The sequence below is a fragment of the Aquibacillus kalidii genome (assembly GCF_014280935.1).
GTDB classification, from domain to species: domain Bacteria; phylum Bacillota; class Bacilli; order Bacillales; family Amphibacillaceae; genus Aquibacillus_D; species Aquibacillus_D kalidii.
On the sequence record NZ_JACLZI010000032.1, the window covers coordinates 82,244 to 100,875 of the forward strand.

An 18,632-nucleotide genomic window follows, 5' to 3' on the forward strand; every position below is an offset into this window, starting at 1 on the left:
TTTGTGGGATACCTTTTCCTTGGTTATTTGGATATCCTTTATAAAGAGTGCAAGTAGCTCCTTCTTTTCTGTGGCATCTGCTTTATCCAGTAGCATATCAATGTTTTTAAGAAGATGAGAAAGAGCTTCAGCGTCGATGGGATCTTTACTGATGGTTTGTAGCTCTATTTCAACTTTCTCTATTTGACTCTCAATGGTTACCAGTAGTTTTTTCTGTTCTAGCATTTTCTTACTATAAATATCCTTTAGATCAGGATCATCCATAAGTAATGTCACTAGATTATCTAACTGTTTTTCAATCTTTCTTTTATTTTTAAACAATCGCTTTTGCTCGTTAAGTAACGGTGATTCAGCATTTAATCGTTCAGCGTTCATTTTTTCTACTAGTTTGTCAATAAAGTAAGGAATTGTCACAATACGCTTTAATTCGTCAATAATATGCTGTTCAGCTTTATCAGCATTAATAGTATGAGCTTGGCATGCAGTTCTACCTTTGTTTTTATATTGACCGCATTGATAAAGTCTATATTGCTTTCCATTTTTCCCTCTAGATTTTGCCGCAGTCATTCCATATCCGCATTCAGGACAGCGAAGTAGGCGCCCTAAGAAATATGGCTTTGAAGATTGTGCAGGACGGAAGGAGCGTGTTTTCAATTTTTGTTGCACTTGATTCCAAAGCTCCATTTCGATTATTGGTGAGTGTATGCCATCTTTAATGATGGGATTATTATTTTTACCCTTCCGTCTTTTCTCTGACCAATTCTCATGCTGATTATAACGAATTTTCCCAATGTATAATGGATTCTCTAAGATACCTTTAATGGTTGCGATAGAAAAATCCTTCTTCTTTTTTGTTTTATAACCAAGCTTGTTCATTTCATAGGCAATTTTCTTATAGCCATGTCCTTTACTTGCTAGGATAAATATCTCTTTTACAATGTTTGCTTCAACTTCATTGATGATTAATTCTTTGTTAATCACATCATAACCAAGCACTATTCCACCATTCCACATTCCTTGATTAGCTCGTTGATTCATTCCCATCTTTACACGATCAATTATCGTTGCACGTTCCATTTCAGCAACAGAGCTCATAACAGTATAGAACATCTTACCACCAGGTGTGGTTGTGTCGATGCTTTCCGAATAACTCATTAACTGAACATTGTGTTTTTCAAGAGTTTCGACAATCTCAAGTGAATCTCTAGTTTTACGTGCCAATCGGTCTAATTTATATGTGATAACAGTATCAAATTCACCATTTTTTGACTCTTTCAGTAGTCGCTGCATTTGTGGTCTACCCTCAATACTCTTTCCACTACGTCCTTCATCAATATATTCATCAATAATTTGAATGTCACGTTGCTTGGCATAGTCATAGAGAAGCTGCTTTTGCGCCTCTATACTGTATCCTTCTGTTGCTTGTTCCTCTATACTTACTCGTGCGTAGATTACTCCTTTTAGCATTAAGATTCCTCCTTAAATTTGACTAAGCAAGTTTTATTTATGTTCCTTGTTTCGGGTTCTTTAAATCTGGTTCAAGATTATTATTCAGTATAAGTGCAAGTTGATTTATAAAACGCTCTCGCTTTTCAGACTCATTGTTTAAACAATCTATTAAGTTATGTAGTCCTTCTTCCTTTATCTTTTCTAATGATAAACGTAATTCATCTTCCAATGGATATCCCTCTTCTCAGCATTAATTTTAAATACAATAATTAAAATAGTACATATACATCCAATTTAGATTTACTCAGTACCAGGTAAACCACTGTAAGGTCTTGATATGATCTGATGCGCTTCTGATAACGGTGATCTCTTTATTGCTTCATTCCATTCAGAGGAAGATAAGCTTTCAGGAGATAGCTCAACAGATTGAATTAATTGACTAAGTACTCTAGTTAATTCAATCTCTGTCATTGGTTTATCGAAGTGGTAAAGTACCTTCTTTTCGTTATCAGACATATCTTCATGAACTATAAACGAGACCCTCCGCCGGTGATTCCAAGTTTTTTCACCGTTGTCCATATCTTTGATAAAGTATTCTCTCTCTCCTATCACCAGACTTTCAACTTCATCTAAATCAATATCCGAAATGTCTATAACATCATTTTGAGGGCCAACTGAAAATAGGAATTCATCTGCTTGATAGAATTCATCGGTAAATACTTGCATTTCTACATGAAATTCTTTGGATAATGCATGTATCACATTAAAAGATGGCTTTCTTGATTCACCTCTTTCGATGGATGTAATTGTCTGTGATGCAATTCCAGTTCTATTAGATATGGATTTAGTTGTGTAAAATTCATGGTCTACTTCATCCATAAGCTTTTTTCTAATTAAACGAATACGTTCGCCAAGGCTACTGTTTTTTAAAATGTTATATTCAACAGAAGTAATTTTATATACCATGGTAAGTCCTCCTTCATTATTTGTTCTTTACACTATTATATCAGTTTGATAGTATTAAGACAATAATATTAGTCTTAATGAGGTGGGCATTTAATTATGACATACAAATTGTCAAATCATACATTTTTTGTTGATAGAACAGTTTTTACCAATATCTTTCCGGAGCTTAAAGAGAATCAATTACGGGTATATCTGCTTATGTGTAGGGTAGCGGGTGCCAAACCGAATGGTGAATGTTTTATGGGCATTAACACTATTGCAAAAGAAGTTAATTTATCGGAGTACCATACAAGAAAAGCGATTGAGTGGCTATGTAATAACTATTTTATACAAAAGTTAAAGAGATCATATCAGAGTAATCTGTATCGTATTCTTGTTACTCCCGACTACGATAACGTCAACAAGAAATATTATTCGAATGAGAGTATTTTTAGAAATCGTTTTGATATGAAGGATTCCCTAAATGGTTATGTTGAGTTACCTGTGGAAGTAATGAGCGGTTCAATATTAAGAGACAAAACATTGTGGAGTGACCGTAAAATAAGGATATTTGGGCAGTTATATCTATTTCATTGGATAGATGAATTTGGAGGCGTTGATCCTGATGCTATCCGTATAGTAAACAGTTCGATATATATTAGTGACCTTTTGAGTTATACATTAGGTTGTTCTAAGAATGACATCGAACGTTCCGTAAAATGGTTCATAAAACAGGGGTATGCTTCTGAAGTAGAAACGGTTTATCGTATAAACAATAATTCATTCTATAAAGAACAACAATTTGTTGGAGATGCAACAAAAATAAATATCTTACCTACTGATAAGGTAATTAAAGTAATCAGAATGGACTGTGTACCAAGCCTTAAGTTGCAAAATGCAATAGATCGCACAGGAGGGAAAATTGCATTATGATAAATAAATCTACCAACCTACCTAAAGTTACTGCATCTGAAATTGGACAGAATTTAATTATTCAAATTTATGATAAACCAAAAGCAAAAGTAAGACCTCAAATTCAAAATAAGTTAATTCAAAATCACTCAATGATGTTTTTTCAACAATTGATTATGAAAGAAGCAAGAACTGCTTTGAGAAGGGAATCATTAAATCCATTTCATAATCCAATAAATGTTGAAATAGAGGTTACAACACGACAACTGCCTAGTCAAATCCAACTAGAAAGAGTACTTAAGACTATTTTTGACGGGTTGAATAGGTGGGTAATTTCTGATGACAACATTATAAATAATGCACAAATATGGCTGAGTAAGGGGACTAAGCGCTATCCTAAGACAGATATTCAAGTTAGGGTTGAAGACAGTCTAAGTAAGGATTCAATCTTTTTTAATTGCCAGCTTCCGTGTGTAGAAAAGATAGAAGCAGTTCCCTATGATGTTGGTGGCACGATGATAGTGTCTACACAAGCAGCTACTGAACAACAGGTAACAGAGCAAGCCCTTCTTTCAGAAATAAGTAAAACAACAGTTACGGGGCAACACGATATATGTCATATGGTGTTTTGCACTAATGATGATACAAAGGATGTAGATAATATGTTTCTAAGTTATATCCATCTTATACGTAATAAAGGATTGCTTGATGGTTCTAGAAATATAGGTATTGGAATGTATAAACGTCATGCAGAACAAGGTAATGAGAGAACGATTATTAACCTACTATCCAAACGAACTGCATAACACATAAATGTAGTTGTAGCAAAGGATATATAGTCAATGTACACATACATATTCTCAGGTAATGATAGAGTGTTGTTAGATATATATTATAGTAAACTACTACAAAATAAGTTATACAGATCTAAAGATCTAAAGATCTAAAATTTACAAATTCAATGTTACAATTACAGCTTTATACGGATATATACAAAGTGATTGTGATTATTAGGTTATTTTGTAGATTATAAGATTTATATGTATATATTAAAAATTCCTTTGTACCAAGGGTTATACCGTGATTTAACGGTGGTACTTAACAAGAAGGATTTGATTTTGGTTTACTTTAGCCCATAATTTGATAATTTCAAGAAAAAGTCAGTGTTGGCGCTATTTCTAGCACCTTCACTGACTTTACTAAAAAATATTTTTTTATAGATATCCTTTTTCTTTTAAGCTCACATACTTTTCATGTCCGATAATCAAGTGATCGAGAATACTTATGCCAGTTATGTTTCCTGTCTCAACCAATCGTTTGGTAACAGTTATGTCTTCCTGACTAGGGGTTGTTTGCCCACTTGGGTGGTTATGTGCAATGATAGCACTTGCACAACTACGGCGAATTAAAAGTTTAAATGTCTCTCTAGGATGTACAATTGAAGCATTAAGTGAACCAATAAAGACAGTTTCACGAAACAACACTTCATTTTTGGTATTTAAGCCAAGCACGACAAAGTATTCCCTATCAAGGTACTGCATGTCTTTTAAGTAATCATAAGCATCTTGAGGGGAACGTATCGTAAATCGTTGTTCAACTGGACACGGATTCATGCGTGCAAGTTGAAGTGCAGCGATAATTTGTTTAGCTTTTACTTTCCCAATACCTTTGATTTGTAATAACTCTTCCTCTGTTACATCCAACAATTCCTGAATAGATGGATAGCGGCTGAAAATCTGATTCACTACATAACTATCTTCCTTTTCACGTGTTGTTGTTGCTAATAGATTTCTAAAAGTGATTTTATCAATTGAATTGTTCATTATAAATTCCTCCATTATTGTTTGATTGAAATAAAAAAGGAGAGACGATATGCGTCCCTCCTAATTGAGTGATAACTTCTGATACTATATACTGTTGTTGAATACTTAACTTAGATGAGTTCATATGCCGATGAGCTCATCTATTTTTTTGCATTAAAAAAGCACATGGATTGCATTTGCAGTCGATGTGCTTTCACTTAATATTGTTTTGATCATCCATCATCCTCACCTCCTTTAACATCACTAAGTCTTGAATAAAATCCGATGCTTGTTTCTTTGTTAACTGTGTACTACGCTCAATACCAAAAGTCATCTTCATCATTTCCTTTGCAACATCTGTTGGCATGTCCATTTCATTGACGATATGGAAAATCTTCTGTAGTTGAGCTTTTGATACTTGCTCACGACCTCCTTTAGTAATGTTTGTTTTAGGTGTAGGAAAATCTTCAATGTCTTGTGTGAACATACCACTTGAACGTGTTGCAGATAGAACTGCATCTATTAATGCTCTCTTTTTGGCCATCTTCAATACGGTGTTGATGATGGTATAAGGATCTTGTTGTTGAAAAGATGATTCCTTGCTGTTGCATGAACCTAGGCCTTCAGCTTCAACGAGTCCATTGTCTTTACGTATTAGCTTCATCTTAACTTCATAAGCAAAGATTCCAGACTCCCATTGCTCGATACGATTGACGACATCTGCTGTTTTAGAGAACCCAAATACTTCACAAAGCTTTTCAGCTCCTGGTTTTAGTAATGTCGGCTTAGAAAATCCATCTACTAAACCATAATCAACACCTTTCACCATCACTTCTTTAACAAATGATTGTAGTTCTTCAACACGTTGTTTTGATTCGACAGTGGATACGACAATATTAGGTAGTGAAACTATTTCAGGTTCATTATTAGAGAATGGTACTAAATTGTTCCTTTGGGATTGCATACCGGATTTCATATGTTTCTCACCTCCTTTCAATAGATTAAGACTTTTTATTAATTGCATCTGCAAGCTTGGATAGTCCATTTGACGTTTTCTTCACAAGAAACTTTCCTGCTTTATGATTAAATTGATTGCCTTTGCTAATTGCTATAGATGAGAAATCTAATGACTTAGCCACCAAGCTATGTGTAGATTGATTCATTTTTTCTAAGCTCTTAATTACGTTTAACAGTTCATCTTCTCCTTTTGATTCCAGTGATTCAGCAACATTGGTTAGTACATAAGAAACTCGCTCTTTAGTAGAAATATTGTTTTTCAAAACATCTTCATGTAATGCCTCTACTTCTAATAGAGCTGTTTGGATCCTACTTCTGCTAGCTAGTAATTGAGATAGCTTTACATAGTCATTACATTCAATGGAATCGACTATTTCATCTTGAATTCTTTCTCTTTCATTTAATAAAGATTGATAGATTGTTTTAATCTCTGGGATAAAAACTCCTTTCCCATTAATCAATTCATGATCAAGCCATAAGTCCTTTTGCATAAATAAATTCCTCCTAAATGTTATTGGATAATCATAATTTTTTATTGAAGTGGTGATAACCTTTGAGTGTTAATTTCAATACCAATCCCCCTGACTTGTTTTTCATAGTCAGAATGAGTTCATCATCCTCAAGTTCTGATAGCTTAACCTTTTGAATGTCGTACTTCACTAGGAACTTTGCAGGGATCCATTTGTTTAGCTCTTAGCTTCAATTAGAATCTTGACCAATGAGTTGTTCAAACTTCATTCCTCCTTTCATAGTGCGCTCCTCTCACCACTCATGTTGTTTCTGTAACGCAAAAAAAACGTTATGTATCCAAATGAATAAACAACGGTTTATGTAAAGGGGTGGGGCATGAAACGGATGGGTACCCCCTTTCATATATGAATGCAGGTGCTTCGAGAAAATATATGCAATTTTCTCAATATCTATTGTGCAACTATTGGACTACCTATAAAATAAAAATAAAGTATAAAAAAAGTAAGAGTAGGTGAACTTCAAAGTGGAAGTTAAGTTGTATCAAAGAACACAAAGGGATCTAGCATCCACTATTAATCAAATAATAGATAATTACTGGGAAGATAAGATAAATGAGAACCAGATGACTGAATTAATTCACCAGTTGCATAAGACCAACAGTGACAAGTTTATGAAAAACGGTAAATATACCACAATTATTCTTCAACAGTGTGGAAAAAGAAGGTTAAATATTGTAACTAATATACTTAGTGAAATTGATAGTATAGAAGATAAAAATATACTCTAAGGGGATATAATCATGCAAAAGCTACTTGATAATAAGAAAATGGGATCAATTGGTGAAACTATTAAAGAAAATATTAGGTCTGACGCAAAGTTATCAATCATGTCTGCTTACTTTACAATCTATGCCTTTAATGCATTAAAAAAGGAATTATCTAAAGTAGATCACGTAAAGTTTCTATTTACTGAGCCTTCCTTTACAGAAAAACCCCATGATACTAAACAAAATACTAATCAACTAGAAAGGGAACGAGGACTTTCGGGATTTGAAGATGAAGCAGGATTTAGAAGTCTTCTAACTCAGAGTAAGATTGCTAAAGAGTGTGCTCAGTGGATCCTCGAAAAAGTCGAAATAAAATCATTTAAAACTTCAGTTCCAACTATGAATATGATTAATGTTCAGAATCCAAGACATGATTCATTTACCATGTTTGGAAGTTCTAATTTTCGGAGTAGTAGTCTAGGGTTTACTTATTCACATGAACCAGCTCTTACTACGTACACAGATGAAAAAACAATGTCTGAGCAATACATTAAATGGTTTGATACATATTGGAATGATAAGCACCAACTTGAAGATGTAAAAGAGGAATTACTTAATCAACTAGAAGTTCTATTCCAAGACCATAATCCTGAATTTATTTATTTTGTTACTCTCTACCATATATTTAGAGACTACTTGGATGAGCTCGATGAAGATATAATAGTAAAATCAAAAACTGGTTTTCACGAAACAGTTGTATGGAACAAACTATATAAATTTCAAAGAGATGGAGTACTTGGTGCAATCGATAAGCTAGAAAAACATAATGGATGTATCATTGCGGATAGTGTTGGTCTTGGTAAAACCTTCGAAGCTTTAGCGGTAATTAAGTATTATGAACTAAGAAATGATCGTGTATTAGTATTGGCACCGAAAAAGTTACGTGAAAATTGGACGATTTATACACTTAACGATAAAAGAAACATCTTAGCTGCTGATCGGTTTAATTATGATGTTCTAAACCATACAGATTTAAGTCGTTACAATGGAATATCCGGGGATATTAACCTAGAGACTATCAACTGGAGTAACTATGATCTTATTGTAATCGATGAATCACATAACTTCCGAAACAACGATGCAAGGAAGGATCATGAAACACGCTATCAAAGATTAATGAACAAAGTAATTAAAGCAGGTGTAAAAACAAAAGTACTAATGTTATCAGCAACTCCAGTAAACAACCGAATGAAAGATTTGAAAAACCAAGTAGCCTTCATAACAGAAGGAAAAGATGACGCGCTGGGGTATGTAGGCATTCATAGTATTGAAACATCTCTACGCAGAGCACAAACAGCATTTAATAAGTGGCTGAAAATGGAGGACGAAGAACGCAATACAGATAGATTATTAGAGATGTTAAATAGTGATTATTTTAAACTCCTAGATTCATTAACCATAGCTCGTTCTCGGAAACACGTTGAAAAGTACTATGATTTAAAAGAAATAGGTAAATTCCCTAAACGTTTAAAACCAATTAATGAACATGCGCCGATTGACAATCTATATGAATTTCCTCCATTGGAGGAAGTAAACAAAACTATTAATAGATTGAATCTTAGTGCTTATGCACCATTACGATATCTTTTACCTGAGAAAAGGGCTGAATATAGTAAGAAATACGATACTGTAATAAGTAATAAGTCGGTTTTAACTCAATTAGATCGTGAACTAAGTTTAATAAACCTGATGCGTGTTAATCTATTAAAGCGAATGGAAAGTTCCATATATTCATTTGGTAAAACTATTGCATCATTACTTCATCGAATTGACGATCTTATATACAAGTTAGATCATTACAAAGAATATACAGATAGCTCATTGAATATTAGCGATGTAAACATTGAAGACGATGAAATTGAAGATATGCTGATAGGTTCAAAGGTAAAAGTATTAATTCAGGATATGGATCGTATTAAATGGAGACAAGCACTTGAAGATGATAAGACATATTTAGAACAAATAATATTAGAAGCGGCTAAAGTTCAACCAGTCCGTGATGAAAAATTACAATATTTAAAGAGACACATCGAAAACAAAATTCAAAAGCCGATTAATCGACAGAACAAAAAAATAATTATCTTTACAGCATTTGCAGATACTGCAAATTACTTATATGAGAATATAGCCGACTGGGTACAAAGTAATTTAAATGTACATTCTGCGTTAGTTACGGGTTCCGGCAGCAATAAAACCACGATGAAAGGTGTTAAGACAAAAGATCTAAATGCAGTTTTAACCCATTTTTCACCACAATCAAAAGGGCGAGAGGCACTTTATCCTAATGCAACGGAAGAAATAGATATATTAATTGCTACTGACTGTATTTCAGAAGGTCAAAACTTACAAGACTGTGATTACCTTGTTAACTATGATATACATTGGAATCCTGTTCGTATAATTCAACGATTTGGACGAATTGATCGTCTTGGGTCTAAGAACGATAAAATACAGCTAGTAAATTTTTGGCCGAATATGGAACTGGATGAGTATATCAACCTGGAAGCCCGTGTAACAGGGCGTATGGCACTTGTTGATATATCTGCAACAGGTGAAGAAAATGTTATTGATTACAAAGGCGAAAAAATGAACGATCTTGAATACCGCCGAAAGCAGCTTGAACAACTTCAAGAGGAAGTAATTGACTTAGAAGAAATGTCAGGAGGACTTTCAATTACAGATCTGACTCTAAATGATTTTAAAATGGATTTAGTGGAATATATGGAAAAGCACAGAGAGGTGATTGAGAAAGCTCCATTAGGATTATATGCAATAGCATCAGGTGGTACAGAATCTGATAATAATCCTGGAATCATATTTTGCCTTCGTCAGATTAATCAGAAGGCGGTTATACAGGATCAAAGTGCTTTAGAACCATATTATTTAATTTATATTGATGATAATGAACGTGTTTCATTTAGCCATGTAAAGAGTAAACAAATATTAGATTTATACCGGAAGCTTTGCCTTGGTCAAAACGAAGTATTCCCAGAACTAATAAATACCTTCGAGCAGGAAACCGATGGTAACTCTGATATGGAAAAATACCAGTCCATGCTATCTTCGGCAATAGATTTTATCATTGGAAAAAATGAGGAAATTGGAATGGCATCATTATTTAGAATAGGAGAGTCATCCCTATCCTATGACACAACGCAACGAGTAGAGGACTTTGAGCTGATTTCTTATCTCATAGTAAAGTAGGTGAGTTAGTGCGTGATCAATTAATTAGCCTATTTCAAATGCCCCAGAAAACAATCTTCAATCGTAAGATAGCAAAAAAGCATTTTCATGAACAAGGGCAATTAACGACTGCTGAAAAAGAATTGTTAACAACCGAAATTGAAAGCATTTATTTACTTAGTATCTGTAAACAGGACACATTGAAAACACCAAAGTATGTTAACGAAAATAGGCGATACGAAGAAATTTATTGGCTTTTCATCTCGTTTAAATCGATAAAGCGGTATGAACGAATGATCAAGTTGTTTCATAAGGTTATGCCAAATCCGATTGTGATTTTAGCATCTGACGAATATGAGAATATTAGTATTAGTACAGCCCATAAGCGGTTAAATCATAATGACGAGACTAAGACCGTAGTTGAAGATGCAATTTGTTCACCTCGGATTAAGTTATCAAATGTAGATGAAGCAGCGCAACGTTTTCTACAGCGCATCTGTTTTAATAATTTATTATACAGTAATCTTTATACTTTTTATGAAAGTATAGATTCTGCTGTAAGGATGAGTGCATTAATTGAAAAAATAAGTAGTTATCCGAAAATGAATGCATCTTCTGAAGAGTTGATTCCGTTAATCAATTCTTTAGATGATGCCGATAAAAATATAAATCAACTTCAGCAATTACAGAAGGAACAACTTGGTTTTGGCGAAAAGATGGAACTTCATATAAAAATAAAAAAACAAGAACAAGAAAAAGATCAATTATTAAATCGAATAAAGGAGTTATGCTAAATGGACAAGCTTGATGGAAAAACTTTTGATGTTGTGCAAGAAAACATTGAAAAAATGAAAGAAATATTCCCTGATATTTTTACCGAGGGAAAAATTGATATGGACAAGTTCATGTTGACTTTGGGTGAACATGTTGAGAAAGATAAAGAACGGTACGATTTCACCTGGAACGGTAAAACAGAGGCCATTCAACTTGCGCAGAAGCAAACAACTGGAACTTTACGTCCGTGTAAGGAGGAAAGTGTAGATTGGGATACAACACAGAATCTTTATATTGAGGGAGATAATTTAGAGGTTTTGCGAATTCTACAAAATTCTTACCGAAATAAAGTTAAAATGATTTATATTGATCCACCTTATAATACGGGCAATGATTTTGTTTATCATGATGATTTTAAAGACAATATTAGGAACTATAAAAAGAAAAATGAAGAGAACATGAAAACAAACGCTGAAACAAATGGTCGATATCATACTGATTGGTTAAATTTAATGTATCCTAGACTGAAATTATCCAAAAATTTACTAAAAGAGAACGGTGTTATTTTTATTAGCATTGATGATAATGAACTTACAAATTTAAAAAAAATATGTGACGAGGTATTTGGTGAACAAAACTTTGTTGCCCAAATAACCACTTTATGTAATCCTAAGGGACGATCGCAAGACAAATTTTTTGCAACTAACCATGAATATATTCTTGTTTATTCGAAATCATTTCTTAATAAAGGATATTTTTCAGTTAAGAAAGACGATAGGCAATTAGAAAAAGATTATAAGGAAATTGACCAAAGTGGAAGAAAGTATAGATTAATAGAACTTAGAAATACACATCGAGAATTTGGTAAACATAATAGAAAGAACTTACATTACCCTATTTATGTTGACGAAAGTACTGGAAATATATCTATGAAGCATGAAGAAGATTTTCTTGAGGTATTACCAAACTGGGACGATGGTTTTGAAGGGTGTTGGACATGGGATAGAACTAAAGCTACAAAGGATATAGATTTACTCGAGGCAAGGAAAACAAGAAATGGTTTATATAAAATTTACCGTAGAAGTTATGCTGACGGTGCTGTAAGAATGTTAAAAACAATTTTTAATGATAAATCTTTTTACACGGAAAAAGGCCAACAGGAAATATATAATCTATTTAAAACTAAATATAAAATCTTTGAGTCTCCTAAATCAGTTGATTTGATTAAACAATTAATTGAGACAGTTTGTGAAGATAATGATATTATTTTGGATTTCTTCTCAGGATCTGCTACTTCTGCTCATTCAGTCATGAAACTACAATCCAAGAATAATTTGAATGTCAGGTATATATTAGTTCAACTTCCTGAGTTAACAGATGTAAAATCAGAAGCTTATAAAGCTGGATATAAAACAATTAGTGATATAGGGAAAGAACGTATTCGTAGAGCAGGAAATAAGATAATTGAGGAAGATAATATTACTGATAATCTAGATAAAGGCTTTAAAGTGTTTAAGCTGGATGAAACCAATCTACGAACATGGGATGAGGAATCATTGGATTTAGAAAAAGATTTAATGGATATGATTGATCCGGTTAAAGAAGGACGTACTCAGGATGATGTTGTTTACGAAGTGTTACTTAAGTATGGCATAGACTTAACAGTGCCAATTGAACAGAAAAATATAGCGGGCAGGTCTTTCTATGATGTTGGTATGGGATATCTTTTAATTTGCTTAGAGCGCAATCTTACTTTGGATGTCATTGAAAAAATCGCTAAGCTAAACCCTACTCGTGTTGTCTTTTATGATGAAGGGTTTAAAGATGATACTGTTCGAACAAACGCTCAACAAATATTAAAACGTCATAAAATAGAAGACATTCGTGTTATATAAGGAGGTTTCCGCAAATGAAAATAAAATTTGATGAACAACAATACCAAATAGATGCGGTTAACTCCATTGTAGAAATCTTTGAAGGCCAAACAGTTAAAGTTTCCAACTTCTCCGTTGGTGCTGGCCATATTCTTGGACAGCAACAGACAGAATTAGGTATTGGTAATAAACTAGAACTTTCGGAGCATGAGATATTAAAGAATATACAGGAAATCCAAATGCAGAACCATCTTACAAAGAGCAGTTCTATTCAAGACTGGAACTTTACAGTTGAGATGGAAACTGGTACTGGGAAAACATATGTATATACACGTAGCGTTTTAGAGTTAAACAAAAAATATGGTTTCTCGAAGTTTGTAATCGTAGTTCCAAGTGTTGCTATACGTGAAGGGGTATATAAATCATTTCAAATGACTGTCGATCATTTCAATGAATTATATCCAGGGCAGTATTGTCATTTCTTTATCTATGATTCCTCTAAACTTGAAAAAGTTCGTGAATTTGCAACCAGTAGTGACATCGAGGTAATGATTATTAATATTGATGCATTCAAAAAAAGCTTTGATGACCCTGAGAAGGAAACGAAAGCGAACCTAATTCACCGTGAGCGAGATACGATGAATGGCAAGCGACCGATTGAGTTCATTCAAGAAACAAATCCGATAGTTATTATAGATGAACCTCAAAGCGTTGATAATACAGAGAAGGCGAAGGAAGCTATAGCCTCACTAAATCCATTATGTAAATTACGTTATTCCGCAACACATCGTGAAACATATAACCTGATGTATAAATTGGATCCAGTAGACGCTTATGATAAACGTTTAGTTAAAAAGATAGAGGTGCTATCAGTAAATTCAGATGATGATTATAATGATCCATATATAAAACTAGTGAGTGTATCCGATAAAAGCGGATATAAAGCAACTGTAGAGCTAGACGAAAAGAAGAAAAATGGAACGGTTAAGCGTGTTCGAAAACAAATAGATCCAAATAAAAAGAAAAATCTTTATTTATTATCTGGAGAACGGGATTTATATCAGGGATATGTATTAGCAGGAATCGACTGTTTCTCTGGAAATGAATCGATAGAATTTGAAAATGGAAAAGTGTTAGGGCTGGGCGAAGTAATTGGTGGGATGGATGATAGTCTTCTTAAACGATATCAAATCCGTGAAACAATCCGAACGCATTTAGACAAAGAGTTAAAACTAGTCCATAAAGGGATCAAAGTGCTTAGCTTGTTTTTCATTGATAAGGTTGCAAATTATCGTATATACAACGATGATGGTACCTGGAACCATGGTGATTATGCTCAAATGTTTGAAGAAGAGTACATGAGTCTGATCAAGCTTCCGAAATATCAAACGTTATTTAAAGAAGATAGTTACCTTGTAAACTATAATGTTGCAGATGTCCATGGTGGTTACTTCTCGCAGGATAAAAAGGGTAATTTTAAAGATAGTCGAACGACAAAGGATGGTTCCCTTCGTTCTAATAAAGATGATGAATCCTTTTTCGAGCTGATCATGAAGAATAAAGAGAGATTGCTAAGTTTTGAGGAACCAAAACGTTTTATCTTCTCTCATTCAGCTTTAAAAGAAGGATGGGACAACCCTAACGTATTTCAAATTTGTACGTTGGTAGAAACAAAGGACACACTAACAAAGCGCCAGAAAATTGGTCGAGGTCTTCGGTTACCAGTTAATAAAGATGGCCATCGAGTATATGACGAAAACGACAATATATTAACTGTTGTTGCTAATGAATCATATGAGGAATTTGCTGATTCACTTCAAAAAGAAATGGAAGAAGAAACTGGAGTCAAGTTCGGCTATATTGAGCAGCAAGCCTTTGCGCCTATTACGTATAAAGATGAGAATGATAATGAACAAACACTAGGTTATGAGAAGTCTGAGAATTTATTCAAATATCTATTAGATAAGAAGTACATTGATAAAAAAGGGAAAGTGAAAGACTCTCTTAAACAGGACTTAGTAAGCGAAGATTTTATAGTACCAGAGGAGTTTACACCGATTAAAGTTGAAGTGGAGCGAGTAATCAAAAAATCGATTAAGAAACTTCCTGTATTTAATGGGAAAGACAAAGTGACTGTTGGATTGAACAAAGAAGTATTACTTGGTGATGATTTCAAACAATTGTGGGACAAGATTAAGTTTAAAACGACATACTCAGTTGACTTGGATAGCAAAAGATTAAAAGGTGAAAGTGTTTCAGCAATTAAAAAGTTAGAACCATTTAGATCAAGAAAGGTAAAAAGAGAAAATGCTCTTCTAAAGGTTGAACAATCTGGGGTGACAGGTGAAGGTCAAACGATGCGAGTCTATGAAGCATTAGAAGAAGAACGTAGACTACCTGATATATTGCGCTACCTTCAAGAACAAACAAATCTGAAACGACGAACTCTAGTGGATATATTAATAAAGTCTGAACGTTTAGGGGACTTTAAAAAGAATCCACAAGCATTTATGGAAGCAGTAATGAAAATTATAAATCGTGAAAAGCGGAAACTTATTATTGATGGTATTAAGTACGAAAAAACTGGTGATCACGAGTACTACGAGCAATCACTATTTGAGAATGAAGAGCTCGTTGGATATATGAAAGCAAATGCTGTTCAGGTTGATAATTCAAAGTCGGTCTATAACTATATTAAATATGACTCTGAAACAGAGAAAACATTTGCTGAAAAACTCAATAATGATGAAGATGTTAAGTTATTTATAAAATTGCCTGGGTCATTTGTCATTGATACACCATTAGGAAACTATAATCCAGATTGGGCGATTCTAATTGAAAAAGATGGTGTTGAGAAGTTATTCTTCGTCATCGAAACAAAAGGAAGCACAGATCAAGAAGACCTTAGATTACGAGAGGATGGAAAAATAACTTGCGGTCGTAAACACTTTGCTGCACTTGAGAATGGTGTTAAGTATGATGTGGCTAATAGTTATGAGCAGATGAAAGAGAATGTATAAAGTATATAGCTTGGGCGTTTAGCTCATACATCCTAGGAACTCACAAGAACGCTAAAGACTGTTAATTTTAACATTGCAGTTTCTTTAGCGTTTTATTTATTCAGTAATGTAGAAAAGGAGTAAAGTAAGAAAATTACCGAGAATAACTTAAATAGACCGTAAAAAAGATAGTGAACTTCGTTAAATATCGTAACAGTTTAGGAAAATCATTAAAATTAAGTATAATAAATGACACAAATGATAGAACAGGTTCGTATTATGGATATCCAGACAATTCAGAATAACATATGTAAATTATTCCAAACACTAAATTAACTATACAAGGAGGAGTCAAATGAAAGCTGGGGAAAACCATCTATTAAATCTTTTGTCAAATAATGATGTGACTTTCTTTATTCCACCATATCAAAGAAACTATGAGTGGGATAAAAATCAGTGCAAAGTATTTTTTAATGATATTAAGAGAACCGCAACAGACAATATTAATGGGCAAGAATCTGAACACTTTTTTGGAACAATTGTGTATGTAAAGACTGATGCTATATTTGGACAACCAAGTAAACTAGTACTTACAGATGGACAACAGAGAATCACAACTTCAATGCTATTTTTGGTAGCTATTCGTGATGTAGTAGAGGATGATAATTCTAAAAGGTTTATTAATAACAAATACTTAAAAAACGATAATGTGACTGATGATACAGAGTACAAAATTAAATTGAAACAAGTAGAAACCGATTGGGAGGCTTATCGAAATATCATACTCAATTTAAATCTGACAGATGAAAATAAAAAATCTGCAGTTTATCTAAACTATTCTTACTTTCTAAGTGAATTAAATAAATTGAAAAAAGAAGATGAAATCGATCTCATAGACATGATTTCATACGGTCTTGCTAAGTTTAGTATCGTTACTATTGAGTTGCAACCTACCCAAAACAAATGGGAAAATCCTCAGGAAGTTTTTGAGTCTATGAACTCTTTAGGGAAACCATTATCGTTGGCCGATTTAGTGCGCAACTATTTATTGCTTGGTAAAGAACCGGATGTTCAAGACAATCTATACAAAGATTACTGGTTACATATTGAAAAGCAATTGCCAGAAGAAGTATCAAATTTTATACGAGATTTTATGCAATTAAAAGCCGGGAAAGCCTTAAAAAAAGCAACAACAAATAATTATAAGGAATTATATGCTGACTTTAAATATTTGTTTGAGGATTTAGATACTGAAGTTCTGTTAAATGACTTGAATAGGTATTCAAATTATTATTCTTATATTGTATTGGGAAAAACAAGTGGTAGCTCTAAAGTCGATCATAAGTTGAGAGACTTACGTACAATAGGCGTAACGATAGTGTATTCTTTCCTTCTTGGATTACTAAATAATTGGAAGGAGGAGAAACTTAATGAAAAAGATATTGTTGATATTTTGGACTCTCTAATAGTGTATTTTATGAGACGAAGGATTTTAAAATTAACACAAGGAGAGAACAAAAATTTTCCGCCACTAGTTAAAGAGATAGATAGACTCGCAAATTCTGTTGACAAAAAGCATAGTATGTTTGAAATCTTAGCAAGCCAAGAAAACGCATTACGTTTGCCAAATGATATAGAGATGACAAGTGAGCTTAATGTAATGAATTTCTATAATTTTAACCAAGCGAAGTTTATATTGTCATTAGTAGAGGAAAAAATCACAAAGTCTCGACCGGATAAGAATGATAAAACGTTGCAAATTGAGCATATTATGCCACAAACTTTGAACAGTACCTGGGAAGAAGAACTAGGTGAGGATTTTGAAATCATACATCAAGAGTATTTAAATAATATCGGTAATTTAACATTAATTCGCCATAATCAAGAGTTAGGGAATAAATGCTTCGCAGATAAAAAGAAAATTTACAATAATAATGCTGGACTACAAATTGCTAAAAGCAATATAGTCAATCGTTCAAAGTGGAATAAGAATAGTATCCAAAACAGAAGTAAATGGATGATTGAATTTATTCTTGATGAGGTATTAATTATTCCAGATGAAATGAGGAGAAAAAATAACTTCTTACAAAAAACTAGTCGCAGATTATCGTTTCAAGAATTAGGGCTTATTGGACATAAAATCAATTATATTTCGGATAAGTCAATTGTTGTTGAAGTTATAGAGGATAAAAAGGTCGAATTCGAAGGGAAAAGGTGGAATCTATCACCTTTAACCAGGGAAATAGAAACTAGAAAAGGTACTGTAAATTCATCAGGATCTTATCAAGGTGCACAATATTGGGAGTTTGAAGGTATGAAACTTTCTGAAATCATGTAAATTAGTGCTGAATGCTGATGTTTGTAATCAAAGGCACCTGGT

General features: G+C 33.3%; 13 protein-coding genes and 1 pseudogene. 8 read left to right on the plus strand and 6 right to left on the minus strand.

What is annotated here, in order from left to right:
- Positions 1-432 precede the first annotated feature (432 nt).
- The 3 genes and pseudogenes from H7K77_RS21210 to H7K77_RS06395 form a co-directional block, all read right to left on the minus strand.
- Positions 433-1,467 (minus strand): annotated as a pseudogene (locus H7K77_RS21210) (recombinase family protein); the annotation flags it as partial.
- Positions 1,468-1,504: 37 nt separating this feature from the next.
- On the minus strand, positions 1,505-1,678 hold the full coding sequence (locus H7K77_RS06390) for a hypothetical protein (protein ID WP_186576898.1): 174 nt from the start codon (positions 1,676-1,678) through the stop codon (positions 1,505-1,507).
- A 71-nt stretch (positions 1,679-1,749) separates the two neighbouring features.
- On the minus strand, positions 1,750-2,415 hold the full coding sequence (locus H7K77_RS06395; protein ID WP_186576899.1) for a helix-turn-helix domain-containing protein: 666 nt from the start codon (positions 2,413-2,415) through the stop codon (positions 1,750-1,752).
- Positions 2,416-2,511: 96 nt separating this feature from the next.
- On the opposite strand from H7K77_RS06395, the gene H7K77_RS06400 reads away from it, so the two are divergent.
- Together H7K77_RS06400 and H7K77_RS06405 are read left to right on the plus strand one after the other, a co-directional pair.
- Positions 2,512-3,327, plus strand: a complete 816-nt coding sequence (locus H7K77_RS06400) for a helix-turn-helix domain-containing protein (protein ID WP_186576900.1) — start codon at positions 2,512-2,514, stop codon at positions 3,325-3,327.
- Complete coding sequence (locus H7K77_RS06405; protein WP_186576901.1) at positions 3,324-4,112, plus strand: hypothetical protein; 789 nt, start codon at positions 3,324-3,326, stop codon at positions 4,110-4,112. Before H7K77_RS06400 ends, H7K77_RS06405 begins: the two co-directional genes overlap by 4 nt.
- Positions 4,113-4,520: 408 nt before the next feature.
- Here the strand turns inward: H7K77_RS06405 and radC are convergent, their stop codons facing one another.
- The 3 genes from radC to H7K77_RS06420 form a co-directional block, all read right to left on the minus strand.
- On the minus strand, positions 4,521-5,129 hold the full coding sequence (gene radC / locus H7K77_RS06410) for a RadC family protein (protein WP_235988849.1): 609 nt from the start codon (positions 5,127-5,129) through the stop codon (positions 4,521-4,523).
- Positions 5,130-5,322: 193 nt separating this feature from the next.
- Complete coding sequence (locus H7K77_RS06415; protein ID WP_186576949.1) at positions 5,323-6,084, minus strand: hypothetical protein; 762 nt, start codon at positions 6,082-6,084, stop codon at positions 5,323-5,325.
- Between the two features lie 25 nt (positions 6,085-6,109).
- Positions 6,110-6,616 carry a hypothetical protein gene (locus tag H7K77_RS06420; RefSeq protein WP_186576903.1) on the minus strand — a complete coding sequence of 169 codons (507 nt, stop codon included), beginning with the start codon at positions 6,614-6,616 and terminating at the stop codon, positions 6,110-6,112.
- Positions 6,617-7,131: 515 nt separating this feature from the next.
- Between H7K77_RS06420 and H7K77_RS06425 the strand changes: the two genes are divergently transcribed.
- From H7K77_RS06425 to H7K77_RS06450, 6 genes are all read left to right on the plus strand, one after another.
- On the plus strand, positions 7,132-7,383 hold the full coding sequence (locus H7K77_RS06425) for a TIGR04540 family protein (RefSeq protein ID WP_222599248.1): 252 nt from the start codon (positions 7,132-7,134) through the stop codon (positions 7,381-7,383).
- Positions 7,384-7,395: 12 nt separating this feature from the next.
- Positions 7,396-10,626, plus strand: a complete 3,231-nt coding sequence (locus tag H7K77_RS06430) for a helicase-related protein (protein ID WP_186576905.1) — start codon at positions 7,396-7,398, stop codon at positions 10,624-10,626.
- An 8-nt stretch (positions 10,627-10,634) separates the two neighbouring features.
- Positions 10,635-11,399: a DUF4391 domain-containing protein gene (locus tag H7K77_RS06435; protein WP_186576906.1), complete on the plus strand. Its 765-nt coding sequence runs from the start codon at positions 10,635-10,637 to the stop codon at positions 11,397-11,399.
- Positions 11,400-13,274 carry a site-specific DNA-methyltransferase gene (locus H7K77_RS06440; RefSeq protein WP_186576907.1) on the plus strand — a complete coding sequence of 625 codons (1,875 nt, stop codon included), beginning with the start codon at positions 11,400-11,402 and terminating at the stop codon, positions 13,272-13,274.
- Between the two features lie 14 nt (positions 13,275-13,288).
- Complete coding sequence (locus tag H7K77_RS06445; RefSeq protein WP_186576908.1) at positions 13,289-16,273, plus strand: type III restriction-modification system endonuclease; 2,985 nt, start codon at positions 13,289-13,291, stop codon at positions 16,271-16,273.
- Between the two features lie 334 nt (positions 16,274-16,607).
- Positions 16,608-18,590, plus strand: a complete 1,983-nt coding sequence (locus tag H7K77_RS06450) for a DUF262 domain-containing protein (protein WP_186576909.1) — start codon at positions 16,608-16,610, stop codon at positions 18,588-18,590.
- The last annotated feature ends 42 nt before the right edge of the window (positions 18,591-18,632 follow it).